The sequence below is a fragment of the Xanthobacter sp. AM11 genome (assembly GCF_047444035.1).
In the GTDB taxonomy this organism is placed as follows: domain Bacteria; phylum Pseudomonadota; class Alphaproteobacteria; order Rhizobiales; family Xanthobacteraceae; genus Xanthobacter.
The window spans coordinates 2,244,176-2,270,269 of sequence record NZ_JBLAOA010000001.1 but is presented as its reverse complement, the minus strand read 5'-3'; the positions used below and the strand labels follow the sequence as shown (position 1 = coordinate 2,270,269).

At 65.7% G+C, this 26,094-nt stretch carries 25 protein-coding genes and 1 pseudogene; 12 read left to right on the top strand and 14 right to left on the bottom strand.

Features of this window, described 5'->3' with window-relative positions:
• Positions 1–92 precede the first annotated feature (92 nt).
• The 3 genes from ACI7BZ_RS10450 to ACI7BZ_RS10440 all read left to right on the top strand — a co-directional run bounded on the left by ACI7BZ_RS10450 (position 93) and on the right by ACI7BZ_RS10440 (position 2,451).
• The gene (locus ACI7BZ_RS10450; RefSeq protein WP_414117098.1) at positions 93–701 is read left to right on the top strand and encodes a CGNR zinc finger domain-containing protein; all 609 of its coding nucleotides are present in this window, start codon (positions 93–95) and stop codon (positions 699–701) included.
• Between the two features lie 8 nt (positions 702–709).
• On the top strand, positions 710–1,225 hold the full coding sequence (locus ACI7BZ_RS10445) for a GNAT family N-acetyltransferase (protein ID WP_414117097.1): 516 nt from the start codon (positions 710–712) through the stop codon (positions 1,223–1,225).
• Between the two features lie 257 nt (positions 1,226–1,482).
• Positions 1,483–2,451, top strand: a complete 969-nt coding sequence (locus ACI7BZ_RS10440) for a hypothetical protein (RefSeq protein ID WP_414117096.1) — start codon at positions 1,483–1,485, stop codon at positions 2,449–2,451.
• A gap of 142 nt (positions 2,452–2,593) precedes the next feature.
• On the opposite strand, the gene ACI7BZ_RS10435 is transcribed toward ACI7BZ_RS10440, so the two are convergent.
• Complete coding sequence (locus tag ACI7BZ_RS10435; protein ID WP_414117095.1) at positions 2,594–2,992, bottom strand: SRPBCC family protein; 399 nt, start codon at positions 2,990–2,992, stop codon at positions 2,594–2,596.
• Complete coding sequence (locus ACI7BZ_RS10430) at positions 2,989–3,300, bottom strand: ArsR/SmtB family transcription factor (protein WP_414117094.1); 312 nt, start codon at positions 3,298–3,300, stop codon at positions 2,989–2,991. Before ACI7BZ_RS10430 ends, ACI7BZ_RS10435 begins: the two co-directional genes overlap by 4 nt.
• A 513-nt stretch (positions 3,301–3,813) precedes the next feature.
• Between ACI7BZ_RS10430 and ACI7BZ_RS10425 the strand changes: the two genes are divergently transcribed.
• Both ACI7BZ_RS10425 and ACI7BZ_RS10420 read left to right on the top strand, forming a co-directional pair.
• The gene (locus ACI7BZ_RS10425) at positions 3,814–4,044 is read left to right on the top strand and encodes a helix-turn-helix transcriptional regulator (protein ID WP_414117093.1); all 231 of its coding nucleotides are present in this window, start codon (positions 3,814–3,816) and stop codon (positions 4,042–4,044) included.
• 98 nt (positions 4,045–4,142) lie between these two features.
• Positions 4,143–4,313 (top strand): annotated as a pseudogene (locus ACI7BZ_RS10420) (JAB domain-containing protein); the annotation flags it as partial.
• A 167-nt stretch (positions 4,314–4,480) separates the two neighbouring features.
• Here the strand turns inward: ACI7BZ_RS10420 and ACI7BZ_RS10415 are convergent.
• The 3 genes from ACI7BZ_RS10415 to ACI7BZ_RS10405 all read right to left on the bottom strand — a co-directional run bounded on the left by ACI7BZ_RS10415 (position 4,481) and on the right by ACI7BZ_RS10405 (position 7,549).
• A complete protein-coding gene (locus tag ACI7BZ_RS10415; protein WP_414117092.1) occupies positions 4,481–5,383 on the bottom strand; it encodes a TorF family putative porin in 903 nt (300 codons plus the stop codon).
• Positions 5,384–5,683: 300 nt separating this feature from the next.
• Positions 5,684–6,445, bottom strand: coding sequence for a protease inhibitor Inh/omp19 family protein (locus ACI7BZ_RS10410; protein ID WP_414117091.1), 762 nt, complete (start codon positions 6,443–6,445; stop codon positions 5,684–5,686).
• A 147-nt stretch (positions 6,446–6,592) separates the two neighbouring features.
• On the bottom strand, positions 6,593–7,549 hold the full coding sequence (locus tag ACI7BZ_RS10405) for a 2-hydroxyacid dehydrogenase (RefSeq protein ID WP_414117090.1): 957 nt from the start codon (positions 7,547–7,549) through the stop codon (positions 6,593–6,595).
• 335 nt (positions 7,550–7,884) lie between these two features.
• Between ACI7BZ_RS10405 and ACI7BZ_RS10400 the strand changes: the two genes are divergently transcribed.
• The 5 genes from ACI7BZ_RS10400 (at position 7,885) to ACI7BZ_RS10380 (ending at position 13,273) form a co-directional block, all read left to right on the top strand.
• Complete coding sequence (locus tag ACI7BZ_RS10400; protein WP_414117089.1) at positions 7,885–8,958, top strand: ABC transporter ATP-binding protein; 1,074 nt, start codon at positions 7,885–7,887, stop codon at positions 8,956–8,958.
• Between the two features lie 77 nt (positions 8,959–9,035).
• On the top strand, positions 9,036–10,349 hold the full coding sequence (locus ACI7BZ_RS10395; protein WP_414117088.1) for an ABC transporter substrate-binding protein: 1,314 nt from the start codon (positions 9,036–9,038) through the stop codon (positions 10,347–10,349).
• Between the two features lie 346 nt (positions 10,350–10,695).
• A complete protein-coding gene (locus tag ACI7BZ_RS10390; RefSeq protein WP_414119138.1) occupies positions 10,696–11,547 on the top strand; it encodes a carbohydrate ABC transporter permease in 852 nt (283 codons plus the stop codon).
• 185 nt (positions 11,548–11,732) lie between these two features.
• Positions 11,733–12,620, top strand: coding sequence for a carbohydrate ABC transporter permease (locus ACI7BZ_RS10385; protein WP_414117087.1), 888 nt, complete (start codon positions 11,733–11,735; stop codon positions 12,618–12,620).
• A 149-nt stretch (positions 12,621–12,769) separates the two neighbouring features.
• Positions 12,770–13,273, top strand: a complete 504-nt coding sequence (locus tag ACI7BZ_RS10380) for a TIGR00645 family protein (protein ID WP_414117086.1) — start codon at positions 12,770–12,772, stop codon at positions 13,271–13,273.
• A 13-nt stretch (positions 13,274–13,286) separates the two neighbouring features.
• Here ACI7BZ_RS10380 and ACI7BZ_RS10375 read toward each other — a convergent pair whose 3' ends face one another.
• Complete coding sequence (locus tag ACI7BZ_RS10375; protein WP_414117085.1) at positions 13,287–14,135, bottom strand: MBL fold metallo-hydrolase; 849 nt, start codon at positions 14,133–14,135, stop codon at positions 13,287–13,289.
• A gap of 214 nt (positions 14,136–14,349) precedes the next feature.
• On the opposite strand from ACI7BZ_RS10375, the gene ACI7BZ_RS10370 reads away from it, so the two are divergent.
• Entirely contained in the window at positions 14,350–14,490 is a 141-nt protein-coding gene (locus ACI7BZ_RS10370) for a DUF3096 domain-containing protein (protein ID WP_414117084.1), read from the top strand.
• 117 nt (positions 14,491–14,607) lie between these two features.
• On the top strand, positions 14,608–17,265 hold the full coding sequence (gene ppdK, locus ACI7BZ_RS10365; protein ID WP_414117083.1) for a pyruvate, phosphate dikinase: 2,658 nt from the start codon (positions 14,608–14,610) through the stop codon (positions 17,263–17,265).
• A gap of 156 nt (positions 17,266–17,421) precedes the next feature.
• Here ppdK and ACI7BZ_RS10360 read toward each other — a convergent pair whose 3' ends face one another.
• From ACI7BZ_RS10360 to oxc, 8 genes are all read right to left on the bottom strand, one after another.
• Positions 17,422–18,195 (bottom strand): fumarylacetoacetate hydrolase family protein, encoded by a 774-nt coding sequence (locus ACI7BZ_RS10360; protein ID WP_414117082.1) that lies wholly within the window; start codon positions 18,193–18,195, stop codon positions 17,422–17,424.
• 43 nt (positions 18,196–18,238) lie between these two features.
• A complete protein-coding gene (locus tag ACI7BZ_RS10355) occupies positions 18,239–18,445 on the bottom strand; it encodes a YqaE/Pmp3 family membrane protein (RefSeq protein WP_414117081.1) in 207 nt (68 codons plus the stop codon).
• 84 nt (positions 18,446–18,529) lie between these two features.
• Positions 18,530–19,414, bottom strand: coding sequence for a succinate--CoA ligase subunit alpha (sucD, locus tag ACI7BZ_RS10350; protein ID WP_414115508.1), 885 nt, complete (start codon positions 19,412–19,414; stop codon positions 18,530–18,532).
• Complete coding sequence (gene sucC / locus ACI7BZ_RS10345) at positions 19,414–20,616, bottom strand: ADP-forming succinate--CoA ligase subunit beta (protein ID WP_414117080.1); 1,203 nt, start codon at positions 20,614–20,616, stop codon at positions 19,414–19,416. The genes sucD and sucC overlap by 1 nt, the downstream gene beginning before the upstream one ends.
• Before the next feature lie 378 nt (positions 20,617–20,994).
• Positions 20,995–22,245, bottom strand: a complete 1,251-nt coding sequence (frc, locus tag ACI7BZ_RS10340; RefSeq protein ID WP_414117079.1) for a formyl-CoA transferase — start codon at positions 22,243–22,245, stop codon at positions 20,995–20,997.
• A 130-nt stretch (positions 22,246–22,375) separates the two neighbouring features.
• Positions 22,376–22,822 carry a PAS domain-containing protein gene (locus ACI7BZ_RS10335; protein ID WP_414117077.1) on the bottom strand — a complete coding sequence of 149 codons (447 nt, stop codon included), beginning with the start codon at positions 22,820–22,822 and terminating at the stop codon, positions 22,376–22,378.
• A gap of 89 nt (positions 22,823–22,911) precedes the next feature.
• Positions 22,912–24,189: a formyl-CoA transferase gene (gene frc, locus ACI7BZ_RS10330; protein WP_414117076.1), complete on the bottom strand. Its 1,278-nt coding sequence runs from the start codon at positions 24,187–24,189 to the stop codon at positions 22,912–22,914.
• 98 nt (positions 24,190–24,287) lie between these two features.
• Positions 24,288–26,060 (bottom strand): oxalyl-CoA decarboxylase, encoded by a 1,773-nt coding sequence (oxc, locus tag ACI7BZ_RS10325; RefSeq protein ID WP_414117075.1) that lies wholly within the window; start codon positions 26,058–26,060, stop codon positions 24,288–24,290.
• Positions 26,061–26,094: the final 34 nt, after the last annotated feature.

The following is a 26,094-nucleotide window of genomic DNA, read 5'->3' as shown; positions in this document are numbered from 1 at the left end:
ACCGGTTGATTATGTGGGTGCCTTCCGGCAGATTCGTGGCGGGGAGTTCACACCACGAATGGGGCGAAATCTGCATGACCGGAAAACAGCCAATGATCGAACAGCACCAATTCCGCGAAAGCGACTTCGTCGGTGATCATCCGGCCATTGATTTTGTCAACACGGTGACTGGATGGGATGCGCGACCGAGGGACTGGATCCCGGACTACGCCGCGCTGGTGGACTGGGCCCGGATCAGCGGCATCATCGCTCAGGCAGATGCAGATCACCTTCAGGAACTCGCAAAGGCGTCACCGCGCGCAGCGGCGACCGCCCTGACGAATGCCAAGGAATTACGTCTGGCCATGCACGGGCTCCTGACGACGCGGGTCGAGGGTACAGCCCCTCAGGCGAACGACCTTGCTGTGGTCGAGCGGATGTGGCGAAGCTTTAACAGCCGCTGCGAATTGGCGATCGACCCGCTAACAGGAATCCACATTCGAGCGGGTGATACCGGACTCGACGTCATTTCCATGACGTTGGCCGATGCCTTTATCCGTCTCGGCGAAGATTTCACCTCGCCCCGCCTCAAGCGCTGTGCCGGCGCCAATTGCGGCTGGTTCTTTTTGGACAGGTCAAAGCCTGGCCGTCGCCGCTGGTGCGACATGGCCACATGCGGCAACGCGGCAAAATATGCCCGCCATAAAAAGCATCTTGAATGAGGATTATTGTGAAAACGCTCCAAACGGAGCGGCTGATGTTGCGTCAGTGGCGAGAGGAGGACTTTGAGGCCTTCGCTCAGTTCTGGGCCGATGCCGGCAACATGGCCTTCGTTGGTGGGCCCATCCTGCGAGAGGATGCATGGCGCAGAATGTTGTATTTCATCGGTCATTGGCAGTTGCGCGGATTCGGCTTCTTCGTTGTCGTGGACAGTGCGACCGGGGAAATGGCGGGCTACTGCGGGGCGCAGCGTCCGGTGGACAAGCTGGAACCTGAATTGGGCTGGGGCGTTTTCCCCGGTTTCCAGGGACGGGGCTATGCGACCGAAGCGATGAACGCCGTCCTCGGCTTTGCATTCAGCCAACTTGGCTGGACGACGGCGATTAGCCTGATCGCTGACGAGAACCTCGCCTCTCGGGCGGTCGCGAGGAAACTTGGAGGCTCGGTCGAGCGCTACACCGACATAAACGGCAGGTGCTACGGCGTCTACCGGCACGTCGTTCCACGCCACAAAGATTCCTGGTGAGAGATCGCTCTGGATTGAGGTGATCCCGCTTTTGCTGCCCGATAGCAGGAGAAACCGGAATGACAGCGCGCATAAAGCGCGAGCTTGAGACTGCCGTTCTGATCCATGTCGGCCGCAGACAAGAGTAGCGTTGGCGCGCATTCGGGCAACCTCAGCCGTAGCAGTCAGACGTTTCTCGGTCGCAATAACACGTGCCGGATCGCCATGGGTGCGCGCTTCCTGACAGCCCAATCCGAACGAAACAAATGGGAACCGATATGACGAACGATGCCGGACCTATCATCCAAGCGCGATTACACGATGGAATGACTCTGCCCGTGGTGGATGTGACAAACCCCGTATTCCGGATCGACGAAAGCCCAACTAGCCTCGATAGGCTGCGCGCGTCAATTGTGTCTTCGGTCAATCGGCCCGCTGCCGAGCGTGCGGCCACGCCCGGGCCAATGCCCGACCTTCTGCAGCGGATGTTCGCCCCGCAGGCGCAATATCTGGACGGGTTGGCGACCTACCTCCTCAAAATCGGCGCAGACAATCTCCCCGCGCAGTTCGATACCGAAATCGAACGCCGCCTAGCTTCCTCCCCGAATGCTGTGGCGCTTCGGATTCGCTTGCAGCAGCTATCCCGTCTCATGGCAAGAGCGCTAAGAAATGCTCCACCTTCCGCGCCGCTACGTCTCCTTGCAATCGGAGGCGGCACGGCAATCGAAGCGTTGAATGCGTTGATCATTCTCAAGGGCGACTCCGGCAACACGATTTCTGATGTCGCAGTCGACATGCTGGATATCGAGGATACAGGGATACCCCTCGGCAAAGCGGTTCTCGCCGCATTATGCGAAACGAAAGGGCCTCTCGCCGGAATTGCCGCGACTATGACGTTCGTTCCCTATTCATGGGACCAGCCTTCTTCCTTGGCATCCGCGCTGCACGACCGGATGATCGGAGGAGAATATGTCCTGGCCTCATCCGAAGGCGCCCTGTTCGAATACGGTTCTGACAGAGCGGTAATCGCTAATCTCTCGCTTTTGCGCGAGGCTGGCGCGATCCCAATTGCCGGCAGCGTTATTCGGGACGATGCCACCGGGCAGGCAATGGCCGCTCGAAGCCCTTTCCCGCTGAAGGCGCGCGGTCTTCGCAACCTCGAGTCACTGGTCAGCGCCGCGGGCTACCGGATTTCCGACGCGATAGAAGGAGTGGCGAGTGACCAGTTTCTTTTGCACGCGGATTAGGTCCGATGTTGGTGAACGCGGACACAGGTCGAGTCGATCACGATTATGTCGCCATTGTAAGTGCCGGGTCCGATCTGGCGAACAGAGACCCCTATCCGGAAGCAGGGCGCAGTATTCCACCCCGCTCCCGCGTAAAGTTGGGTCAGGCAGCTTCGAGCAGCCCTTCGGCAAGCCTCGGCAGCACGACGTCGCGCCAACCCGGCCCCATATTCTCGAATGCAAAACGGTGCCGGGGATTCTCAAGATCGAAACCGCGATGCTCAAGCCTGAGGATCGTAGCATCGCCCTGAGGAACGATCTCCCAGTGCAGTTCGAAATCGCCGAAGGTGTAGGCCAATCTGCGCTCCTCCTCGACAGCGATGACACGGCACGGGATTATCCCCCATTTCTCCATGTCCATAGTGAACTCATGCCCTACGATTGGGGCCATGTTTCCGGGCCGCCACCAGCGCGCGATGCCGTCCGGAGTTGAAATCCGTTCCCATACACGGGCCGGCGATGCCTTGATGACCTGTTCCACGGTCACGGTTTGTCGTGTCATTCGTTCGTCTCCTCGAGATCCCTCGCCAATTCCGCAAGGCGCGTTTTCCAATAATCTTCATAAGGTGCAAGCCAATCGCGAAGTGCGACCAGCGGTTCGGCATTGAGTGAATAGATACGTTCCCGCCCGGTCTTGGTTTCTCGAACAAGCTGGGCCTGGCGCAGGATGCCCAGATGCTCGGACACGGCCGAACGGCTGATGTCGAAAGCGTCTGCTATGGATCCGGCGCTCCTTTCTTTTGAAAGCAAGAGCATCACGACCTGCCGACGGACAGGGTTAGCAAGGGCGGAGAAGATGGTTTCGTTCATCATCACTCCAATATGTCGGAATTTTCCGACATGTCAACATTCTCCGACATATTCCGCGACGCTTTCTGTGGCGCCCCAGTACGATGATGAAGGTGACGACGAGGATATCTCTCCGTGTGATTGTGGAGCATCCATTTCCGGGCGGTAGTAAAGGCTTCGAGAAATAGTGCACAGGACGTGGCTCCAAGTGATCTGCTCGCTCAGAGGACCCACGACGCCGCCCGGTATCATTCAGATCGGAGGGACAACACCGAAGCACTGTCGCCAATAGATGGCGAAATCTTCGCCGGCGATACCCGCCGATTTTTGTCCTCTACCAGCCGATCTTTCTACGCTCATTGAATAGCGCTTCCTTATCATCGCGGCCGTATGCATCCATTTCCATGCAGCAGCGTGAGCAACCGGAAACCGGCAAGCCTAGCAGTGACACTGGTGAAGGCTTCACTCAGGGAAGAACCTCACGCCCGATGATAGGCAGCGCGATGCCGAAGCGCACCGATGGCAGGAGGCAATATGTCAGAATCCAAATTCCTCACTCCGGAAGAAGTGACCGAGCGCTACCGTGGAGGCGTCTCCGTAGGCACTCTCCGAAACTGGCGCGCCATGAAAATTGGACCGTCGTTCGTGAAGATCGGAAAGGCTGTTCTCTATCCGATCCAGGAGCTTGAAGCGTGGGACGAAAGGAATAGAGTGCAGTGTGGCGCTTCAAAGCGGCTCGATACACGTGTCGGTGATCAGGCGTGATAATCATGGTCGAGCATTGTGGACATACCCCACTCCCCGGCACCACTCACCAAAAAAACTTGATGAAATAACGCAATTTCAAGAAGTTATGAAATTTGCTCGAACTCAGCCACAACCACCCCTCCGGCGACCCCACCCCGTCGCGCGCCGACATCGACATGACGCGCAAGATCATCGACGTGGCCAAGCCGCTGGGCATCGAGGTGCATGACCACATCATCGTCGGCAAGGACGGCCACGCCAGCCTGAAGGGGCTGAAGCTGATCTGACGGCGGCAAGCTGCGCTCGCGGGTCCCCCGGGCCGGAAGGCCCGGCGGCAGGTCGTGGGACGGCCTGCGGTCGGGCACGGCGGCCGCGCCTGCGGCGGCCTCCACGCACGAAAAAGGGCGCCACGCTGGAGCGTGGCGCCCGTTCACGTCACAGACGTGGGATCAGATCACTTCAGCGCATTCAGGCTGGTGTCGAAGGAGAGGCTCGCCACGAAGCGATCGCCGCAGGCATTGGACAGGCCGGAGATGGCGCCGCAGGTGCCGGTGGCATTGACGCCGAGGCCGGGGACGAACGCCGGGGTGCCGGACAGCTCGCTGCCGTAATAGCGCAGGTCGAGGGTGGCCGCCTTGTAGGTGAAGGCGAGGCCCACGTTCCAGGTGGCGTAGGAGGGCAGCTCGTAATTGGCGGCGAAGATGTTGCCGAAGTCGGTCTCGCCCAGCCACTGGTAGCCGACCTCACCCGACACATACACGCCCACGTCCTTCACGACGCTCCACTTGGAGAAGTCCACCTTGAGGGTGCCGGACAGGTAGGTGCCGTCGGAGCCCGAGCCCGCATAGCTGTCGGTGTAGTAGAGGTTGCCACCCACGGTGAACACGTCGTTGATGACGTAGGTGGGCTTGAAGTAGATTTCCCAGTAGTCGAGGTTCGCGGCCGGAACGCCCAGAGCCAGGGAGTTCGGGGCAATCTCGCCCGGGTAGTAGTAGTAGACATAGCCGACGTCGAGGGTCAGGCCACCCCAGGTGTGGCGCAGGCCGCCGTAGAGATCCACTTCCGCCGCGGCGTCGGTAAGGCCGGCGCTGGTGGGGAAGTCCACGTTGGACATCCACACGCCGCCATAGATCCAGTCGAACAGGCGCAGCTCGGCATAGCCCTGGATGGCGGGGTTGCCATCGGTCTGGCTGATGCCGCGGAACACGTAGTCGGTGGCGAGCTTGGCACCGAAGGCCACGTCCCACAGCGGGGCCGCCGGCTCGGGGGCCGGAGCCTTCACCGGCACGCTCAGATCGGCCGCCGAGGCTGCACCAGCGAGGAACAGGGAAGCGGCGACGACTGCAATCTTTTTCATAAGGTTACCCCCGCAGAGATCTAGAGAGATAAAAATCAGTTCTGCTCTCCAAGTCCAATGGGAAAATTGAGGCAGCAGATGCCCCCAGTTTAGGCAAACCCGCATGAATGTTGGATTTTGATGTTGCAGCAATGCAACGCACCCCGCCGAAACGGCCGAACCCGGACTTCTTGAGAGGAAACTCCTGTGCCGACCAAGGGCGGTTTCCGGGTGCTGCACAGAAGGTGCGCGCCTCCTGGTGAGGCATTTCGGCGTCACATGGAGGGGAGATTCGCCCCCCGCGCCGGCCAAAGGCCCGGCTCAGGGCCGGGTCAGCAGCAGCGGGCGCCCGCGCTCGGGCGTGCGGGCCCAGCCGCCGTCCTCCTGCCGGGCGAAGCGGATCAGGGCGCTGCCGCCCTCCCCCCGCACCAGGATGTTGCCGCCCTCGACGTCCCAGGCCACCGGTCCGAAGCGCAGCAGCGCGGCATCGCAGCCGGCTCCCAATGCGAGCCGGAAGCCCGCGCCGGAGGGCAGGCGCTCGTCAAGAAGCGTGATGCGGCACACCGGCGTGCCGGCCGTGCGGGCAAGATCCCACGCGCCCACCACTTCCTCCATCCGCAGCTCGGGGGCGTCGGCGGCGTTGGGGCTGGCCAGGAAATAGACCCCGTCGCCTTCGCGCAGCGCCTCATAGCTGCCGCCCGTGGCTTCGGTGAACTCCGCCACCGTGCGCCCCTGCCCGTTGAGCAGGCGGATGGCGCCGGAAGGGTCCGGCAGCCAACCGGCGACCTGGGCGGAGAAGGCGATGACGGCGCACAGCTCCCGGTCGAACTCCACCGCAAGCCCCGCCCCGCCGGCATCGGGCTTCAGGATGAACGGGCACGCGCGCGTGCCGTCCGCGCTGGTGAGCCGGAAGGGGCCGGCCAGCCGGCCCGCCGCCTCGCGAACGGCAGGGTCCAGGCGGGGCGGCGCGGCCGGCGGCTTCTGGGCGGCGGCGGCCGGCGGTCGGGCGCCCTCCAGCGGGGCGGCAGGTGGCGCCGCATGCAGCCCGGGCGCCCCCAGCACCAGCACCAAGCCAAGCGCCATTCCCCGGCCGGAAGCCGCACGATGAAAAAGCAGGTGACGACGAGCCATCGCGCCCTCGCGGCCGAACAAGGCCCCCAGCGTAGCAGGTCTCGCCCCGGCGGGCATCCCGGGACGGGCGGCGGTGCCGCGCCCGCCCGGAGCGGCGCGTCAGCCCTGCGGCCAGGGCGTCTCGACCACGGGAGTCACCGGCCCCTTGCCGTCGAACCAGGAGAGGATGTTGTCCACCACCAGCTGGCCCATGGCCGCGCGGGTATAGTGGGTGGCCGAGCCCACGTGCGGCAGCAGCACCGCATTGTCGAGGGCGAAGAAGGCCTCGGGGACGTTGGGCTCGTCCTCGAACACGTCCAGCCCGGCGGCAAGGATGGTGCGCGCCTTGAGGGCCGCGAGCAGGGCCAGTTCGTCCACCACCGTGCCGCGCGCCACATTGATGAGAATGCCGTCCGGCCCCAGTGCCGCCAGCACCGGCGCATTCACCAGGTGGCGGGTCGCCGGCCCGCCGGGAACGATGACCACCAGCACGTCCACGTCGTGCGCCATTTCCTCCAGCCGCTGGTAGTGGCGCAGCGCCACGTCCGGCTGCGGCCGGCGGGTGTGGTAGACCACCGGCACCCCGAAGGCATCCAGCCGCCGGGCAATGGCCTTGCCGATCCGCCCCATGCCGATGATGCCGACGGTGCGATCGCGCAGGGTGGGACCCAGCGGAAAGGCGCCCTTCACCCAGCTGCCCTCGCGCACGAACCGGTCGGCCTGGGGAATCTGCCGCACGGTGGCCAGCAGCAGGCCGAGGGTGAGGTCCGCCACCTCCTCGTTCAGCACGTCCGGCGTGTTGGTCACCATCACGCCCCGCCGGGCGGCGGCGGCGGCGTCCACCGTGTCGTAGCCCACGCCGAAATTGGCGACGATCTCCAGCGCCGGCAGGCGCGCCATCAGCGCCTCGTCCACCCGCACCTTGCCGCGGGTGGCGATGGCGCGCACGGCGCCTGCATCCGCATCTGAGAAGGTGTCGAGGGACAGGAGGGTGAAGCGCGGCGCGAGCTGTCGCTCCACCACGTCCTCCATCACGGGGCCGGTCAGAAGAAGGGCGGGGCGGGCATCATCCGTCATCGCAAGGCTCGCTGTGTGCCCGGGGCCGCCAGCCGGCGCCGGGTCGGGAAGATCGGGGCCGGAACGCGCCGCGCGCCTCCGCCGCCCCGTGTGTGCACCCCATGTGCGCCCCCATGTGTAGCCCGATCCCCGGCGCTTCTTCAATGAAAGTTCAATCGTTTTAAATTCCCCCTTGATCCGGGCGCCGCCTCGCACCATGATCGCGCCGCGTCCGAAGAGGGGCGCGCGGCCGCGCGAGCGGGCCCAAGAAACAAGGCCGAAGAAAAAGGCGCGACACGGAACGGGGCTAGAACTCCTCCGGCGCGTCGGCGAAACACGAGGGGAGAGGACGCTTCATGGCGACCGTGGACATTCGCGGTGTGAAGAAGGCTTATGGTGCGACGCAGGTCATCCACGGGGTGGATGTGAGCATTCGCGACGGCGAGTTCGTGGTCCTGGTCGGCCCCTCGGGCTGCGGCAAGTCCACCCTGCTACGCATGATCGCCGGCCTTGAGAACATTACCGGCGGCGAGATCCTCATCGGCAACCGCGTCATCAACGACATGCCGCCGAAGGAACGGGACATCGCCATGGTGTTCCAGAATTACGCGCTCTACCCGCACATGAGCGTGGCCGACAACATGGGATTCTCCCTCAAGCTGCGCAAGGCGCCGAAGGAGGAGATCGCCGCGCGGGTGAAGCGGGCGGCGGAGATTCTCAACCTGTCCAAGCTGCTCGACCGCTATCCCCGCCAGCTCTCCGGCGGCCAGCGCCAGCGGGTGGCCATGGGCCGCGCCATCGTGCGCGATCCGCAGGTATTCCTGTTCGACGAGCCCCTGTCCAACCTCGACGCCCAGCTGCGCGTGCAGATGCGCACCGAGATCAAGGAGCTGCACCAGCGGCTGAAGACCACCACCGTCTATGTCACCCACGACCAGATCGAGGCCATGACCATGGCCGACAAGATCGTGGTGATGCACGACGGCATCGTCGAGCAGATCGGTGCCCCCCTCGACCTCTACGACAGGCCGGCCAACCAGTTCGTGGCGGGCTTCATCGGCTCGCCCTCCATGAATTTCGTCAGGGGCAAGGTGCGGCTCGGCGCGACGCCGCAGCTGGAAACCGACAGCGGCATCTTCGTGCCCCTGCCTGCGGCCGACGGCCTCGGCGACGGCATGCCGGTAATCTACGGGCTGCGCCCCGAGCATATCCGGCTTGATCCCGCCGGGGTGCCGGCGACGGTGATCGTCACCGAGCCCACCGGCTCGGAAATCCTTGTGGTGGCGCGCCTCGGCACCGAAGCCCAGGGACAGGAGGTCACCTGCCTGTTCCGCGAGCGCCTGTCCTTCGCTCCCGGCCAGACCATCCACATCGCGCCCCAGCCGGGGCTGACACATCTTTTCGAGGAGGCCACGGGCAAGCGCCTCTGAGAACATCATGGCGAGCAAGACCGCCCGGGCAAAACAGGGCGGCATGCCGAAGCACAGGCTTCACGGGAGGAAGAAAAATGACCATTTCCAGACGCGACCTGCTGATGGGCGGCGCCGGCCTTGCCGCCGGCGGCATGGCCCTGCCGTTCATGGGCGGTATGCCCGCCTTCGCCCAGTCCATGCCCAAGTTCGAGCCGGAGCCCGGCGCCACCCTGCGCCTGCTGCGCTGGGCGCCGTTCGTGAAGGGCGAGGAAGACGCCTGGATCGCCAACACCAAGAAGTTCACCGAGGCCACCGGCATCGAGGTGCGCATCGACAAGGAGAGCTGGGAGGACATCCGCCCGAAGGCCGCCGTGGCGGCCAATGTGGGGTCCGGCCCGGACATGGTGTGGGTGTGGTTCGACGACGCCCAGCAATATCCCGACAAGCTGCTGGACGTGACCGACCTCGCCAACGGCCTCGCCAAGACCTATGGCGGCTTTTATCCCGGCAACGAGGTCTACGCCAAGGTGAAGGACCGCTTCGTCGGCCTGCCGCTGGCCACCATCGGCAATGCGGTGGTGTATCGCGACAGCTGGGTGAAGGACGCGGGCTTCTCGGAATTCCCGAAGGACACCAAGGCCTTCCTTGAGCTGGGCAAGGCACTGAAGGCCAAGGGTCACCCCATGGGCTTCACCCTCGGCCACGGCGTGGGCGACGGCAACAACTTCTGCCACTGGGTGCTGTGGAGCCACGGCGGCATGATGGTGAACGAGGCCGGCAAGGTCGTCATCAACTCGCCCGAGACCATCGCCGCCTTGCGCTATGTGGCCGAGCTGTACAAGACCTTCATCCCCGGCACCGAGAGCTGGCTCGACGTGAACAACAACCGCGCCTTCATCGCCGGCGACCTCTCGGTCACCGCGAACGGCGTCTCGGTCTATTACGCCGCGGCCAACGACCCCAAGCTCGCCGACATGGCGGCGGACATGCGGTCCACCAATTTCCCCATCGGCCCGGTGGGCAAGTCGGTGGAGCTGCACCAGACCACCACCGCCTGCATCTTCAAATACACCAAGTATCCCAAGGCGGCGCAGGCCTACCTCTCCTTCATGTTCGATGCCCCGCAGTACAATGCGTGGCTCACCGGGGCGAGCGCCTATTGCTGCCAGACGCTGAAGGCCTTCGCCAACAATCCGGTGTGGACCTCCAAGCCCATCCACGCCGCTTACGCCAAGGCGTCCGACACCCTGCGCCCCAACGGCTATGCCGGCCCGCTGGGCCCGAAGTCGGCCGCCGCCATGGCGGACTGGATCGTGGTGGACATGGTGGCGGAGGCCGCCACCGGCCAGCGCAGCCCGGAAGATGCCGCCAAGCGCGCCCAGCAGCGGGCGGAGCGCATCTACAAGTAGGCCAAGGCCTTTCTCCCGCGCCGCCGTCCCTCTCCCCTCCCTCCCCCGCCGGCGGGGGAGGCCAGGCGGGGCGCCGAACGCAGGGCACTCGGCAACACGGTGGCAGCGCGTGCCCCGCCCGCTCCCGCCCTCCCCTCCCCCGCAAGCGGGAGAGGGCTTCGTCCCAAACGCCAAGGCGCCGGCCGAAAGCCGCGCCGCCGCCCACCCTCCCGTGAAGGGGGCGGCCAGACGTCAAGATCTTCCGGAGAAACGTCCCATGGCCAACGTCGCAGCGGCTGAGCCGTCCCCCTCCCGGTCCTTCTGGGCCGGCATCGGCCAGGGCCGGCATGTGCTCGGCATCGCCTTCATGCTGCCGGCCGCGATCTTCCTTCTGTTCTTCCTCACCTATCCCCTCGGCCTCGGCGTCTGGCTCGGTTTCACCGACACCCGCATCGGCCGCGAGGGCGTGTTCATCGGCCTGGAGAACTACCAGTCCCTCATGGGCGACAGCCTGTTCTGGCTGGTGGTGTTCAATACCATTCTCTACACGGTCGCCGCCTCGATCCTGAAGTTCGGCCTCGGCCTGTGGCTGGCGCTGCTGCTCAACCAGAACCTTCCATTCAAGTCCTTCTTCCGCGCGGTGGTGCTGCTGCCGTGGGTGGTGCCCACCGTGCTCTCGGCCATCGCCTTCTGGTGGATCTTCGACAGCCAGTATTCGATCATCTCCTGGGCGCTCATCAAGATGGGGCTCATCTCCCAGCCCATCAACTTTCTGGGCGACGTGGCCAACGCCCGCGCCTCGGTGATCGCCGCCAATGTGTGGCGCGGCATTCCCTTCGTCGCCATCTCTTTGCTGGCGGGGCTGCAGACCATCTCGCCGTCGCTGCACGAGGCGGCGACGCTGGATGGGGCATCCTCCTGGCAGCGCTTCCGCTACATCACCCTGCCCATGCTCTCGCCCATCATCGCGGTGGTGATGACCTTCTCGGTGCTGTTCACCTTCACCGACTTCCAGCTCATCTATGTGCTGACGCGCGGCGGGCCGCTGAACTCCACCCACCTGATGGCGACGCTCTCCTTCCAGCGCGCCATTCCCGGCGGCTCGCTGGGCGAGGGTGCGGCCATCGCGGTGGCCATGATCCCGTTCCTGCTGGCGGCGATCCTGTTCAGCTATTTCGGCCTGCAGCGCCGCAAGTGGCAGCAGGGAGGGGCGGACTGATGGGGACGCATCTGCCGTCCCTTGCGCGCCCGGCCCCCTCTCCCGCTTGCGGGGGAGGGTTGGGGTGGGGGCTGTCCCCGGCCCCCGGGCGCTGCTTCAGGACCCCATCGCCCCTTTCCCCCTCCCCGACCCTCCCCCGCAAGCGGGAGAGGGAGAAGAGCGCCGATGCGTCGAGGACTTAAGCCATGACCCACGCTTCCGACCAGATGACCGACAACTCCTCGGGCATGAGCTATCTCGACAGCCTGCCCAAGCGGCTTGTCACCACCATCCTGCCGCTCATCATCTTCGTGTTCGTGCTGCTGTTTCCGTTCTACTGGATGGCGATCACCGCCATAAAGCCGAACTACCAGCTCACCGACTACAACAACTACTCGCCCCTGTGGGTGGTGGAGCCGACGCTGGAGCACATCAAGTATCTCCTGTTCGAAACCTCCTATCCCAGCTGGCTGTGGAACACGGTCTACATCTCCGTGGCCGCAACCGTCATCTCGCTGGTGACCTCGGTGTTCGCCGCCTACGCCATCGAGCGGCTGCGCTTCCACGGCTCGCGCTGGGTGGGGCTCGGCATCTTCCTGGCCTATCTGGTGCCGCCCTCCATCCTGTTCATCCCCTTGGCCATCATGGTGTTCGGGCTCGGCATCTACGACACCAAGCTGGCGCTCATCCTCACCTACCCCACCTTCCTCGTGCCCTTCTCCACCTGGCTGCTGATGGGCTATTTCCGCTCCATCCCGTTCGAGCTGGAGGAATGCGCGCTGGTGGACGGCGCCTCGCGCTGGCAGATCCTCATCAAGGTGCTGCTGCCGCTCTCGGTGCCGGGGCTGATCTCGGCCGGCATCTTCTCCTTCACCCTGTCGTGGAACGAGTTCATCTACGCCCTCACCTTCATCCAGTCGTCGGAGAACAAGACGGTGCCGGTGGGCGTGCTCACCGAGCTGGTGCGCTCGGACGTGTATGAATGGGGCTCGCTCATGGCCGGGGCGCTCCTCGGCTCCCTGCCGGTGGTGATTCTCTATTCCTTCTTCGTGGACTATTACGTCTCGTCCATGACCGGAGCGGTGAAGGAGTAGCCCCGCACCAGCACCACCGGGCGGGCGGGCGCCGGGCCCACCTTCCCCCTGCGAAGGTTTGCCCGCTTGCCCTCGCCGCCCGGCCATGGCACCCCTTGGCCGGTCTGATTGCGGTGCATCATGCGCCGCCTCGCGGGATGGGGGGGACGATGCTGGAACGGTTGATCGAATCGGTGCTGTTCCGCAGCCGTTGGATTCTGGCCCCGTTCTATGTCGGCCTCGTCGTCGCCATGCTGGTGCTGCTGTTCAAGTTCGGCCACGAACTCATGCACTTCGTCACGCACTCGGTGTCGGCGACGGAAAGCGACACCATCCTCGGCATCCTCGCCCTGGTGGACCTGACGCTGACCTGCAACCTCGTGGTCATCGTCATCTTCTCCGGCTACGAGAATTTCGTGTCCAAGATCGACCCGGCCGGCCATCCCGACTGGCCGGAATGGATGACGCGGGTGGACTTCACCGGGCTGAAGCAGAAGCTGCTCGCCTCCATCGTCGCCATCTCCGCCATCCAGTTGCTCAAGGCCTTCATGAACCTCGACAAGGGGACCATGAACGAGAACACCCTCATGTGGCTGGTCATCATCCATGTGGTGTTCGTGGGATCGAGCCTGGTGCTGGCCTGGTCGGACAGCCTTTCGAGCAACAAGCACTGAGCCGGGGCGCCCCTCAGCGCCCCGGCAGCACCAGCAGGGTCGGCGCCTTCGGCAGGGTTTCCCGCGACAGCACCACGACGGGGCCGTCGGAGCGCCGGACCTCATACTCCTTCCCCAGGCGGGGCAGGAACCGCTCCAGCCCCCAGGCGCTGAAATAGTGCATGGGGATGACCAGCGGCGCGTTGATCGCCTTCAGGGTTTCCACCATGCCCTCCAGATCCAGCGTGTAGGAGCCGTCCACCGGCGCCAGCACCACGTCGATGCGCCCCAGCGCCTCCAGGTGGTCCGGGGTGAGCAGGTGGTGGAGATGGCCCAGATGGGCGATGCACAGGCCGGCGACCTCGAACACGAAGATGGAATTACCGCCATATTCCGTTGCGGACCCGCGCCGGATGTTGGTGGGCACGTTGCGAATCCAGACATCCTGCAGGGTCAGCTCATGCCGCGCCGGCCCGCCGTCCGGATTCCAGCCCCGCAACACATGCTCCACCTCCGGGTCGGGATGGTCCGTATAATGGGTGTCGTGGGCGTGGTTCATGGTGGCCACCTGCGGCACCAGGTTCGGGCGCACGTAGTCATTGTAGTCGGTGACGATGGTAACGCCTTCCGGGCTCTCGATGAGAAAGCTCGCATGGCCTACGAACGTCAGCCGCACCATGCGGTCGGCGGCGGCCTCGGCGTGCCGGGCCCATCCCGGGTCCAGGGCCGCGAGGCGCACCGGCGGGCGCTGCGCCACCATGCGGGGACACTTTTCCGGCGGAACGGCCCCCGCCGCGGCCGGCGCGAACGGCCCGCACCAGGCGGCGAGGGCGAGCAGCAACACCGGCAGAAGGGCAAGCCGGGGGCGGAGCGGGGCGGGCATGAACCCTCTCTGCGTCTGGCAGCCCGCCGCCGGGGAAGGCCGGGTCCGGGCGCCCGTTCAAGGAACGCCGATTGTGGGGGCAGGCCGCCCGTGTCCGCCACTCACGCCGGCGTGAGTTTCCGCTGCGCCATCACCCATGGGGGGATGGAACTTTCGTTCGGGATGGAGGATCGTGCGCGCCGGCGCGCCGAGCGCCGACCCGGGGGCGTTCACAATGTCTTTCAATCTCGTCATCATCCAGCCAGCGGTGGCCCTCATCGCCGGGCTGCTTATTCTCGCCTTTCCCCGCCTTCTGAACGTGCTCGTCGCGCTTTACCTCATATTCGTGGGCGTGACCGGGCTGATCGGGCACTGAGCCAAAATTTGCAGCAGTCACAAGCCGCGGGCGGCCGGCTGTTGATGCTTTGTGCGCTGCACGCTAAAGCATCGCTCCATCCCCATGTCCCCGCGCCCAGCTAGATGGATCATCCACATGACGAAATGGGTCTATACCTTCGGCGACGGCAAGGCCGAGGGCAAAGCCGACATGAAGAACCTCCTCGGCGGCAAGGGCGCGAACCTCGCCGAGATGTCGAACCTCGGCCTGCCTGTTCCTCCCGGCTTCACCATCACCACCGAGGTGTGCACCTACTATTACGCCCACGGCCAGACCTACCCGGCGGAGCTGAAGGGCGATGTGGAGATGGCGCTGGCCCAGGTGGGGCAGCTCACCGGCAAGTCGTTCGGCGACGCCGCGAACCCGCTGCTCGTCTCGGTGCGCTCGGGCGCCCGCGCCTCCATGCCCGGCATGATGGACACGGTGCTGAACCTCGGCCTGAACGACGAGACCGTGGAAGCGGTGGCCAAGCTCGCCGACCGGCGCTTCGCTTTTGACAGCTACCGGCGCTTCATCACCATGTATTCCGACGTGGTGCTGGGCGTGGACCACCACCATTTCGAGGAGATCCTGGAGCATTACAAGCTCCAGCACGGCCACACCCTGGACACCGACCTCTCCGCCGACGATTGGGCGACCCTGGTGGTGAAGTACAAGGAGAAGGTGCTCGCCGAGCTGGGCAAGCCCTTCCCGCAGGACCCGCACGAACAGCTGTGGGGCGCCATCGGCGCCGTGTTCTCGTCCTGGATGAACGCCCGCGCCATCACCTACCGTCGTCTGCATTCCATCCCGGAGAGCTGGGGCACGGCGGTGAACGTGCAGTCCATGGTGTTCGGCAACATGGGCGAGACCTCCGCCACCGGCGTCGCCTTCACCCGCAACCCCTCCACCGGCGAGAACGCGCTCTATGGCGAGTTCCTGGTGAACGCCCAGGGCGAGGACGTGGTGGCGGGCATCCGCACCCCGCAGGACCTCACCGAGAAGGCCCGCAAGGCCGCCGGCTCCGACAAGCCCTCCATGGAAGTGGCCCTGCCCGACGCCTTCCGTGAGTTCGAGCGCATCTCGCAGGCGCTTGAAGGCCATTATCGCGACATGCAGGACCTTGAGTTCACGGTGGAGAAGGGCAAGCTCTGGATGCTCCAGACGCGCTCCGGCAAGCGCACCGCCAAGGCGGCCCTGCGGATCGCCGTGGAGCTGGCCGCCGCCGGCCTCATCACCGAGGAGGAGGCCGTGGGCCGGGTCGATCCCGCCGCCCTCGACCAGCTGCTGCACCCGGCCATCGACCCCAAGGCCGAGCGCAAGGTGATCGCCTCCGGCCTGCCGGCCTCGCCCGGCGCGGCGGCGGGCGCCATCGTGTTCTCCGCCGACGAGGCCGAGACCATGAAGGAGAAGGGCCTCAAGGTCATCCTGGTGCGGGTGGAAACCTCGCCGGAGGACATCCACGGCATGCACGCCGCCCAGGGCATCCTCACCGCCCGCGGCGGCATGACCTCCCATGCCGCCGTCGTGGCCCGCGGCATGGGCAAGCCCTGCGTCTCCGGCGCCGGCTCCCTGCGCATCGACACCGCCGCCCAGACCCTGACCGTGGCCGGCCAGACCTTCAAGAAGGGCGACATCATCACCATCGACGGCTCCACCGGCCAGGTGCTGGCCGGCGAGGTGCCCATGCTGCAGCCGGAGCTGTCCGGCGAGTTCGCCACCCTGATGGGTTGGGCCGACAAGGTGCGCAAGCTGAAGGTGCGCGCCAATGCCGAGACCCCGGCGGACGCCCGCATGGCCCGCTCGTTCGGCGCCGAGGGCATCGGCCTGTCCCGCACCGAGCACATGTTCTTCGATGCCGGCCGCATCCTCGCGGTCCGCGAGATGATCCTGGCGGACGACGAGGCCGGGCGCCGCTCGGCCCTGGCCAAGCTCCTGCCCATGCAGCGCGCCGATTTCGTCGAGCTGTTCGAGATCATGAAGGGCCTGCCGGTCACCATCCGCCTGCTGGACCCGCCGCTGCACGAATTCCTGCCCCACACGGCGGAGGAAACCGCCGAGGTGGCGCAGAGCCTGGGCGTGGACGTGGAGCGCATCGAGCGGCGCAACAAGGAGCTGCACGAGGTGAACCCGATGCTCGGGTTCCGCGGCTGCCGCATCGCCATCGCCTTCCCCGAGATCGCGGAGATGCAGGCTAGAGCCATCTTCGAGGCGGCCGTCATCGCCGCCAAGACCACCGGCGAAATGGTGGTGCCGGAAGTGATGGTGCCGCTGATCGCCACCAAGGCCGAGTTCGACATCGTGGACAAGGTGATCCGCGACACCGCCGCGGCGGTGGAGAAGGAGACCGGCGCCACCCTCACCTTCCAGGTGGGAACCATGATCGAGCTGCCCCGCGCCGCCTTGCGCGCCGAGGAGATCGCCAAGGGTGCCGAATTCTTCTCCTTCGGCACCAACGATTTGACCCAGACCTGCTTCGGCGTCTCCCGCGACGACGCCGGCACCTTCCTCGGCCCCTATGTGCAGAAGGGCATCCTGGAGGTGGACCCCTTCGTCTCCATTGATGTGGACGGCGTGGGCGAGCTGGTGAAGATCGGTGTGGAACGCGGTCGCAAGTCGCGCCCCGACATCAAGCTCGGCATCTGCGGCGAGCATGGTGGCGATCCCGCCTCGGTGGCCTTCTGCCACGAGGTGGGGCTCAACTATGTGTCCTGCTCGCCCTTCCGCGTGCCGATCGCCCGCCTTGCGGCGGCGCAGGCGGCGCTGAAGAAGTGACGCCAGGGGCCCGGGGGACAAAACCCCACGGGCCATTGGGCGCGCCACCGGCATCGCCCCCTGTCGAGAGGCCGCCTGCGGGCGGCCTTTCTGCTTTCTGTTGCGCGCGCTTGCGTTGGGCCCGGGCGGTCAGACGCTGACCGCCCGCCTTCCGGCTCACTGCACGAAGACGTTGGCGAGGGTGCCGATGCCGGCGATCTCGATCTCGATCGTGTTCGACGGTTCCTTCATGGTGCCCACCCCCACCGAGGTGCCGCAGGCGATGAGGTCGCCGGGCTCCAGCGTCATGTCCTGCGACAGCAGCGAGACGAGCCGGGCCGGGGGGAAGATCATGTCGGCGAGCGGATAGTTCTGTCGCTCGGCGCCGTTGAGGATGGTGCGCACCCGTGCCGCCGCCGGGTCGAAATCGGTGACGATCCACGGGCCGAACGGGCCGTAGCCGTCGATGCCCTTGGCGCGGGCCCACTGGGGAAAGGTGGGATCGCGGTTGAGGATGTCGGCGGCGGTGATGTCGTTCACCACCGTGTAGCCGAAGATATGGCCCGCCGCCTCGGCCTCTGAGACGGCGCTGGCGCGCCTGCCGATGACGATGCCCAGCTCGCCCTCATACACGGTCTTGCCCGCATAGGACGCGGGCCGGCGGACCACGGAGCCGGGGGCGGCGACGGTGGTGGTGGCCTTGAGAAGATAGAGCGGCTCGGCCGGCTCGGCCACGTTCAGTTTGGCGGCCAGCTCATGGAAATTGTTCCACAAAGCGATGATCTTGGTGGGCGCGCAGGGGGCTTCCAGCGTGACGTCCGAAAGGGCGAGACGCGCCCCGGTGGGGGTGGCGCGGGAGAACATGCAGCCCTCGTGGACGGCGATGGCGTCGCCCTCCAGGATGCCGAACTGAACCTTGTCCTTGACTGTGAACCGCACCCAGACTGCCATGATGTCATCTCCCGTTCCGGTCGGAACGGGAGATGACCCGCCCCTACCGGGAGTTGTTGTTGCGCAACGAAGCGACCAGCTCCTGGTGGCGACGCTCCTGGTTGTCGTTGTTGACCACCATGAGCGCCCACACGGCCGCGGGAATCCATCCGATCAAGGAAATCTGCAGGATCAGGCAGATAATTCCCTGCAGGACGCGCCCGCGCATGAAGAGCGCGAGCCATGGAACAAGCACTGCAACCGCGATCATGAGCCCCTCCAACGAGAACGGCTCCTCATACGCGATGCACCAATGCGTGTTAAGTGTTAATTTACATCTTTAAGATGCAGCCGATCAGCCCTTCAGCACGTCCACCAGGGTCTTGCCGAGGCGGGCCGGGGAGGGCGACACGCGGATGCCCGCCGCCTCCATGGCCGCGATCTTGTCCTCGGCGCCGCCCTTGCCGCCGGAGATGATGGCGCCCGCATGGCCCATGCGGCGGCCGGGAGGCGCCGTGCGGCCGGCGATGAAGCCCACCATCGGCTTCTTGCGGCCCTTCTTGGCTTCGTCGGCGATGAACTGCGCCGCCTCTTCCTCCGCCGAGCCGCCGATCTCGCCGATCATGATGATCGATTGCGTCTTCGGATCACCTAAGAACATCTCCAGCACATCGATGAACTCGGTGCCCTTCACCGGGTCGCCGCCGATGCCCACCGCCGAGGTCTGGCCCAGCCCCTCCTGCGAGGTCTGGAACACCGCCTCGTAGGTCAGCGTGCCCGAGCGCGACACCACGCCCACCGAGCCCTTCTTGAAGATGTTGGCCGGCATGATGCCGATCTTCGATTCCCCCGCGGTGACGATGCCGGGGCAATTGGGGCCGATGAGGCGCGACTTCGAGCCCGAAAGCGCCCGCTTCACCTTCACCATGTCCAGCACCGGGATGCCTTCGGTGATGCAGACGATGAGCGGGATTTCCGCGTCGATGGCCTCCAGGATGGCATCGGCCGCACCGGGCGGCGGCACATAGATGACCGAGGCGTCGGCCCCGGTCTTCTCCTTGGCCTCGATCACGGTGTCGAACACCGGCAGGCCGAGGTGGGTGGAGCCGCCCTTGCCCGGCGAGGTGCCGCCGACCATCTTGGTGCCATAGATGATGGCCTGTTCCGCATGGAACGTGCCGTTCTTGCCGGTGAAGCCCTGGGTGATGACACGGGTGTTGGCATCGATGAGCACGGACATCACGCAGCTTCCTTCTTCACGGCGGCGACGATCTTCTGCGCCGCGTCATCCAGATCATCGGCCGGGATCACGTTCAGACCGGACTCACGGATGATCTTCTTGCCCTGCTCCACATTGGTCCCGGCGAGGCGCACCACGAGGGGCACCTTCAGCCCCACCTGCCGCACGGCGGCGATGACCCCCTCCGCAATCACGTCGCAGCGCATGATGCCGCCGAAGATATTGACCAGGATGCCCTCCACGTTCGGATCGGCGGTGATGATCTTGAATGCCGCCGTCACCTTCTCCTTGGTGGCGCCGCCCCCCACATCGAGGAAATTGGCCGGCTCCAGGCCGTAGAGCTTGATGATGTCCATGGTGGCCATGGCCAAGCCGGCGCCGTTGACCATGCAGCCGATGGTGCCGTCCAGGGCGATATAGGAGAGGTCATGGCGGGAGGCCTCGATCTCCTTGTGGTCCTCCTCGCTCTCGTCGCGCAGCTGGGCCACCTCGCCATGACGGAACAAGGCGTTGGAATCGAAGGTCACCTTGGCGTCGAGGCACACCAGCCGGCCGTCCCGGGTCACCACCAGGGGGTTGATCTCCAGAAGGCTCATGTCCTTGCCGGTGAAGGCGCCATAGAGGCCTTCCGTCAGGGCCACCGCCTGCCTGGCGAGGTCGCCGGAAAGCCCCAGCGCCTGCGCCACCTTGCGGCCGTGCAGCGGCTGGATGCCGGTGGCCGGGTCCACCGAGAAGGTCACGATCTTCTCCGGCGTGGAATGCGCCACCTCCTCAATGTCCATGCCGCCCGCGGTGGAAACCACGAAGGCCACCCGGGAGGTGGCGCGGTCCACCAGCATGGAAAGGTAGAATTCCTTCTCGATGGAGGCGCCCTCCTCCACATAGAGCCGGCCCACCACCTTGCCGTCGGGGCCGGTCTGCGCCGTCACCAGGGTATGGCCCAGCATTTCCGCAGCGTTTGCCTTCACCTCGGCCGGGGTCTTCACCACCCGCACGCCGCCCTTGGCGCCGTCCGGCAATTCCTTGAAGCGGCCCTTGCCGCGGCCGCCGGCGTGGATCTGCGCCTTCACCACGAAGGCGATGCCGCCCAGCTTCGCGGCGGCGGCTTCCGCCTCCTGCGGCGTGAAGGCGGCAAGGCCGCGGGACACCGGAACGCCGAAGTCCTTCAGGATGGCTTTCGCCTGGTATTCGTGAATGTTCATAGGGTGTCCTCCCTCGTCGAGGGCCGCGTTTGCCGCGGCTCGGGCGTGCTTCCAGGCTGCACATTGCGACGAAAGTCGCAGTCTGCACGCAATCGGGCACGCGCTCCAGTGCGACACGACGCCGATGGGGCCGCAGGCGTGACGCGCTCGGCGGATGGGATGGAAGATGCCGGCCCCTCAGGGGCGGCGGATAGGGCCGGGAGACGGGCGCTCAGCGCCTCTGCCGGCAGGTCCACGCACCGGCGCCCTGCCGGGCTCCTCCCGGCCGTCCGTGCGGAACGGCCGGGTCGTCGGTTGAAAAGCCGGCACCGTTCCGCCGGCCCGGATGCCCGGAACGCGGAGGTTTCCGCATTCCGGGCCGGCTGAAGCGCCGTGCGCTCAGACCACGCGGCCCTCGTGCATGGACTTGATCTGCTCGGCCGAATAGCCGAGCTCGGACAGCACCTCGTCCGTGTGTTCGCCAAGCAGCGGGGAACCGGTGACTTCCACGCTCATGTCGGAGAACTTGATGGGGCTGCCGACGGTGAGGTACTTGCCGCGCTGCTTGTGGTCCACCTCGACGATGGTGCCGCTCTTGCGCAGCGACTCGTCCTCGGCGATCTCCTTCATGGTGAGCACCGGAGCGCAGGGGATGTCGAACTTGCGCAGGATGTCCACCGCCTCGAACTTGGTCTTGTCCGCCAGCCACGCCTCGATCACGGCGAAGATGTCGAAGATCTTGTCCTGGCGGGCACGGGCGGTGCTGTAGGCCGGATCGTCCTTCCACTCCGGCTTGCCGATGGCTTCCGCCACCTTGCCCCAGGCCTGCTCCTGCACGGTGAAGTAGATGTAGGCGTTGGGATCGGTCTCCCAGCCCTTGCACTTCAGCACCCAGCCCGGCTGGCCGCCGCCGCCCGCATTGCCGCCGCGCGGCACCACGTCGGAGAAGGTGCCGTGGGGGTACTGGGGATATTCCTCCAGGTAGCCCACGCGGTCCAGGCGCTGCTGGTCGCGCAGCTTGACGCGGCAGAGGTTGATCACCGCGTCCTGCATGGACACGGCCACCTTCTGGCCCTTGCCGGTCTTGTTGCGGGCGTGCAGCGCGGTGAGGATGCCGATGGCCAGGTGCATGCCGGTGTTGCTGTCGCCCAGCGCCGCCGCGCTGACGGTGGGCGGTCCATCCCAGAAGCCGGTGGTGGAAGCCGCGCCGCCGGCGCACTGGGCGACGTTCTCGTACACCTTCAGGTCTTCATAGTGGTGGCCGTCGGAGAAGCCCTTCACCGACGCAACGATCATGCCCGGGTTGAGCTCGTTGATGTGCTCCCAGGAGAAGCCCATGCGGTCGAGGGCGCCGGGGCCGAAATTCTCCACCAGAACGTCGCTCTCCTTGATGAGCTTGGTGAGCACTTCCTTGCCCTCGGGAGTCTTTGTGTCCAGGGTCAGGGAGCGCTTGTTGGAATTCAGCATTGTGAAGTAGAGCGCGTCGGCGTTGGAGATGTCACGCAGCTGGTTGCGCGTCACGTCGCCGGAACCGGGACGCTCCACCTTGATCACGTCCGCGCCGAACCAGGCGAGGAGCTGCGTGCAGGCGGGGCCGGCCTGCACGTGCGTGAAGTCGATGATCTTGATGCCTTCCAATGGCTTCGTCATTGTCGCGTTCCCTTGTCAATTGCCAGTTTGCCAGGACGAGAGGGGCCTTTTGGGGCCATCTCCCGCAAGATGTGCCCGGCGATGTCGGGCCGTGGACCGGCCCCCGCGCCGCTTCTGCCGGTTGTCCCGGCTATTGTGCTTGTGACGTCGCCTTCAGCTTCGCTTCGAGTTCTCCGATGCGCTTCTGAAGGGCTCGCTCTTCTTTCCACCGCTCGGTTTCGTCTCGGATCACCGATGCAACGTGGGTCGCCGTACCGTCGGCGGCGACGACAAGGGCGACGGTGAAGGCGATGGAGAGGGCGCGGCCGTCCTTGTGCACGGCCGGAACGCGCAGCAGCGTGGTCCCGTAGCGGGTGATGCCGGTGCGCATGGTTTCGAAATAGCCGTCCCAGTGCCGCTTGCGCAGCCGCTCCGGGATGATGATGTCCAGCGGCTGGCCGATGGCCTCCGCCGGGGAAAAGCCGAACATGCGCTCGGCCGCGGGGTTCCACAGGGTGATGTCACCCTTTGCATCGCAGACCACCAGGGCATCCGCGACGGCATCTAGAAGCTGAGCTGGGTCTAGGGCCGTGGTCATGAAAAGCTCTTTCCTCTCGAAGCGTTCCCGTGCGGGATCTGCCCCGCAGATGCGGACGGCCCCTTCGGGTGCCGCCCGCCGGGCCGGTGCTATTCCGCCGCCATCCGCAGCGGTGCCCCCAGGGCCCCGCGCTGACGCAGCGTCGCGATGTCGTCGGCGGAGAAGCCGAGCACCTCGCCCAGCACCTCCTCGGTGTGCTCGCCCAAGAGCGGCGAGCGCTCCACGGGCACGTCGTTGTCGGACAGCTTGATGGGGTTGCCGACGGTGAGGTAGGTGCCGCGGATCGGGTGCTCCACCTCCACCAGGGTGCCGGTGGCATAGAGCGAGCGGTCCTCGGCGATCTCCTTCATGGAGAGGATGGGGCCGCAGGGAATGTCGTAGCGGTTGAGGATCTCCATGGCCTCGAACTTGGTGTGGGCCATGGTCCACGCTTCGATGCGGGTGAAGATCTCGTTGAGGTGCGGCAGGCGGGCGGCCGGGGTCGCGTAATCGGGATCGGTCTTCCACTCGGGCTCGTGGATGACGTCGCAGATCTTCGCCCAGACCGGCGCTTGCGTGATGAAATAGATGTAGGCGTTGGGATCATGCTCCCAGCCCTTGCAGCGCAGGATGCGGCCGGGCTGCCCGCCGCCGGAATCGTTGCCGGCGCGCGGCACGGTATCGCCGAAGGGCACGCCCTCGCCATACTGGCTGTATTCCATGAGGGGGCCATGGCCCAGGCGCTGCTGGTCGCGCAGCTTCACGCGGCACAGGTTCAGCACCGAATCCTGCATGGCGCAGAGCACCTTCTGGCCGCGGCCGGTGTGCTCGCGCTGGAACAGGGCGGTGACGATGCCCAGCGCCAGATGCAGGCCGGTGCCCGAGTCGCCGATCTGGGCGGCACTCACCATGGGCAGTCCGTCGCGGAAGCCGGTGGTGGAGGCGGCGCCGCCGGCGCACTGGGCGACATTCTCATACACCTTGCAATCCTCGAACGGGCCGGGCCCGAAGCCCTTCACCGAGGCGAGGATGAGGCGGGGATTGAGGGACGAGAGGCGCTCCCAGGTGAGGCCCATGCGATCGAGGGCGCCGGGGGCGAAATTCTCCACCAGCACATCGCATTTGCGCACCAGGTCTTCGAGCACCGTCTTGCCGTCCGGCGTCTTGGTGTCGAGGGTGATGGAACGCTTGTTGGAATTGAGCATGGTGAAGTAAAGGCTGTCCGCGTCGGCCACGTCGCGCAATTGACCGCGCGTCACATCGCCTTCGCCCGGCCGTTCCACCTTGATCACGTCCGCACCGAACCATGCAAGCAACTGCGTGCAGCTCGGCCCGGACTGAACGTGGGTGAAGTCCAGGATACGGACTCCTTCTAGCGCCTTGCCCATGTCTTCCTCACATTCCACTCTGTTTCTTGTTCCCGGTTTTACTTTTGTTTTTGGTCGTCCGGTTGGACGGGCGGGACGTGTCCCGCCCGTCAGGAGCGTCAGCTCTTCTTCTTCACAACGCTCTGCGGGTTGAGGCTGCCGATATTGCCGCTTTCGCTGCCGGCGGCCGGGTCGATCACCGCATTGATGAGGGTGGGCTTGCCGCTGTCCATGGCGGCGCTCACCGCGCGGTAGAGCTCGTCCGGGGTCGTCACATGCACGCCGACGCCGCCGAAGGCCTCCATCATCTTGTCGTAGCGCGAGCCCGGCACGAACACGGTGGTGCCCGGGTCACGGCCCGTAGGGTCGGTGTCGGTGCCGCGATAGATGCCGTTGTTGTTGAAGATGACGATGGTGACCGGCAGGCCGTAGCGGCAGATGGTCTCCACCTCCATGCCGGAGAAGCCGAAGGCACTGTCGCCTTCCACCGCGAGCACCGGCTTGCCGGTCTCCACCGCAGCGCCCACCGCAAAGCCCATGCCGATGCCCATGACGCCCCAGGTGCCGACATCGAGGCGCTTGCGCGGCTCGTACATGTCGATGATGCCGCGGGCGAGGTCGAGGGTGTTGGCGCCTTCATTGACCAGGATGGCGTCGGGCCGCTCCCGGACGACATTCTTCAGCGCGCCGAGGGCGCCGTGGAAGTCCATGGGGGAGGAATTCTTCAGAAGCTTCGGCGCCATCTTGGCGATGTTGGCTTCCTTCTTGGTGCGGATGCTCTCCACCCAGTCGGACGGCGGCGCGGCCCAGTTGCCGTCGATGCGGTCCACCAGCGCCGAAACCACGGAACCGATGTCGCCCACCAGCGGCGCGGCGATCTCCACGTTGGAATCCATCTCCTTGGGCTCGATGTCCACCTGGATGAATTTCTTGGGCGCATCGCCCCAGGTCTTGCCCTTGCCGTGGGACAACAGCCAGTTGAGCCGGGCGCCGATGAGCAGCACCACGTCGGCATCCTTCAGCGCGGTGGAGCGGGCGGCGCCGGCGGACTGGGGATGGGTATCCGGCAGCAGGCCCTTGGCCATGCTCATGGGCAGGAAGGGAATGCCGCTCTTTTCTACCAGGGCGCGGATGGCGTCGTCCGCCTGGGCATAGGCGGCGCCCTTGCCGAGGATGATGAGCGGGCGCCGGGCGTTCTTCAGCAGCGCCACGGCGCGGTCCACGGCCGCGGGCGAGGGAATCTGGGCCGGCGCCGGGTCGATGACCTGGACCAGCGAGCGGGCGCCCGCCTCGGCGTCCATCACCTGGCCGAACAGCTTGGCCGGCAGGTCGAGATAGACGCCGCCGGGGCGGCCGGACACCGCGGCGCGGATGGCGCGGGCCACGCCGATGCCGATATCGGCCGCATGCAGCACGCGGAAGGCCGCCTTGCACAGGGGCTTGGCGATGGCGAGCTGGTCCATCTCCTCATAGTCGCCCTGCTGCAGGTCCACGATCTCGCGCTCGGACGAGCCGGAGATGAGGATCATCGGGAAGCAGTTGGTGGTGGCGTTGGCGAGCGCGGTCAGCCCGTTGAGGAAGCCGGGGGCGGAAACCGTCAGGCACACGCCGGGCTTCTTGGTGAGGAAGCCGGCGATGGCCGCCGCATTGCCCGCATTCTGCTCGTGACGGAAGGAGATGACGCGGATGCCCTCCGCCTGGCACATCCGGCCGAGATCGGTGATCGGGATGCCCGGGACGCCGTAAATGGTCTCGATGCCGTTGAGCTTGAGCGCGTCGATGACGAGATGGAAGCCATCCGTCAGCTCGGGCTCGGGCGCACCCGCCGCCGCGGGGTCGAGGTGCACCACCTTCTGAGCGTCGTCGTTCCTGGTCTTTTCCGCCGTTGCCATGAGGCGTCTCCTTGCCTGTGTCGTCCCGGTTCGG

Excerpts from the sequence above, each read along its gene's own strand:
- ACI7BZ_RS10450 (WP_414117098.1), top strand. The coding sequence starts at position 93 with ATGATCGAACAGCACCAATTCCGCGAAAGCGACTTCGTCGGTGATCAT.
- ACI7BZ_RS10440 (WP_414117096.1), top strand. The coding sequence starts at position 1,483 with ATGACGAACGATGCCGGACCTATCATCCAAGCGCGATTACACGATGGA.
- ACI7BZ_RS10435 (WP_414117095.1), bottom strand. The coding sequence starts at position 2,992 with ATGACACGACAAACCGTGACCGTGGAACAGGTCATCAAGGCATCGCCG.
- ACI7BZ_RS10430 (WP_414117094.1), bottom strand. The coding sequence starts at position 3,300 with ATGAACGAAACCATCTTCTCCGCCCTTGCTAACCCTGTCCGTCGGCAG.
- ACI7BZ_RS10425 (WP_414117093.1), top strand. The coding sequence starts at position 3,814 with ATGTCAGAATCCAAATTCCTCACTCCGGAAGAAGTGACCGAGCGCTAC.
- ACI7BZ_RS10415 (WP_414117092.1), bottom strand. The coding sequence starts at position 5,383 with ATGAAAAAGATTGCAGTCGTCGCCGCTTCCCTGTTCCTCGCTGGTGCA.
- ACI7BZ_RS10410 (WP_414117091.1), bottom strand. The coding sequence starts at position 6,445 with ATGGCGCTTGGCTTGGTGCTGGTGCTGGGGGCGCCCGGGCTGCATGCG.
- ACI7BZ_RS10405 (WP_414117090.1), bottom strand. The coding sequence starts at position 7,549 with ATGACGGATGATGCCCGCCCCGCCCTTCTTCTGACCGGCCCCGTGATG.
- ACI7BZ_RS10400 (WP_414117089.1), top strand. The coding sequence starts at position 7,885 with ATGGCGACCGTGGACATTCGCGGTGTGAAGAAGGCTTATGGTGCGACG.
- ACI7BZ_RS10395 (WP_414117088.1), top strand. The coding sequence starts at position 9,036 with ATGACCATTTCCAGACGCGACCTGCTGATGGGCGGCGCCGGCCTTGCC.
- ACI7BZ_RS10390 (WP_414119138.1), top strand. The coding sequence starts at position 10,696 with ATGCTGCCGGCCGCGATCTTCCTTCTGTTCTTCCTCACCTATCCCCTC.
- ACI7BZ_RS10385 (WP_414117087.1), top strand. The coding sequence starts at position 11,733 with ATGACCCACGCTTCCGACCAGATGACCGACAACTCCTCGGGCATGAGC.
- ACI7BZ_RS10380 (WP_414117086.1), top strand. The coding sequence starts at position 12,770 with ATGCTGGAACGGTTGATCGAATCGGTGCTGTTCCGCAGCCGTTGGATT.
- ACI7BZ_RS10375 (WP_414117085.1), bottom strand. The coding sequence starts at position 14,135 with ATGCCCGCCCCGCTCCGCCCCCGGCTTGCCCTTCTGCCGGTGTTGCTG.
- ACI7BZ_RS10370 (WP_414117084.1), top strand. The coding sequence starts at position 14,350 with ATGTCTTTCAATCTCGTCATCATCCAGCCAGCGGTGGCCCTCATCGCC.
- ppdK (WP_414117083.1), top strand. The coding sequence starts at position 14,608 with ATGACGAAATGGGTCTATACCTTCGGCGACGGCAAGGCCGAGGGCAAA.
- ACI7BZ_RS10360 (WP_414117082.1), bottom strand. The coding sequence starts at position 18,195 with ATGGCAGTCTGGGTGCGGTTCACAGTCAAGGACAAGGTTCAGTTCGGC.
- ACI7BZ_RS10355 (WP_414117081.1), bottom strand. The coding sequence starts at position 18,445 with ATGATCGCGGTTGCAGTGCTTGTTCCATGGCTCGCGCTCTTCATGCGC.
- sucD (WP_414115508.1), bottom strand. The coding sequence starts at position 19,414 with ATGTCCGTGCTCATCGATGCCAACACCCGTGTCATCACCCAGGGCTTC.
- sucC (WP_414117080.1), bottom strand. The coding sequence starts at position 20,616 with ATGAACATTCACGAATACCAGGCGAAAGCCATCCTGAAGGACTTCGGC.
- frc (WP_414117079.1), bottom strand. The coding sequence starts at position 22,245 with ATGACGAAGCCATTGGAAGGCATCAAGATCATCGACTTCACGCACGTG.
- ACI7BZ_RS10335 (WP_414117077.1), bottom strand. The coding sequence starts at position 22,822 with ATGACCACGGCCCTAGACCCAGCTCAGCTTCTAGATGCCGTCGCGGAT.
- frc (WP_414117076.1), bottom strand. The coding sequence starts at position 24,189 with ATGGGCAAGGCGCTAGAAGGAGTCCGTATCCTGGACTTCACCCACGTT.
- oxc (WP_414117075.1), bottom strand. The coding sequence starts at position 26,060 with ATGGCAACGGCGGAAAAGACCAGGAACGACGACGCTCAGAAGGTGGTG.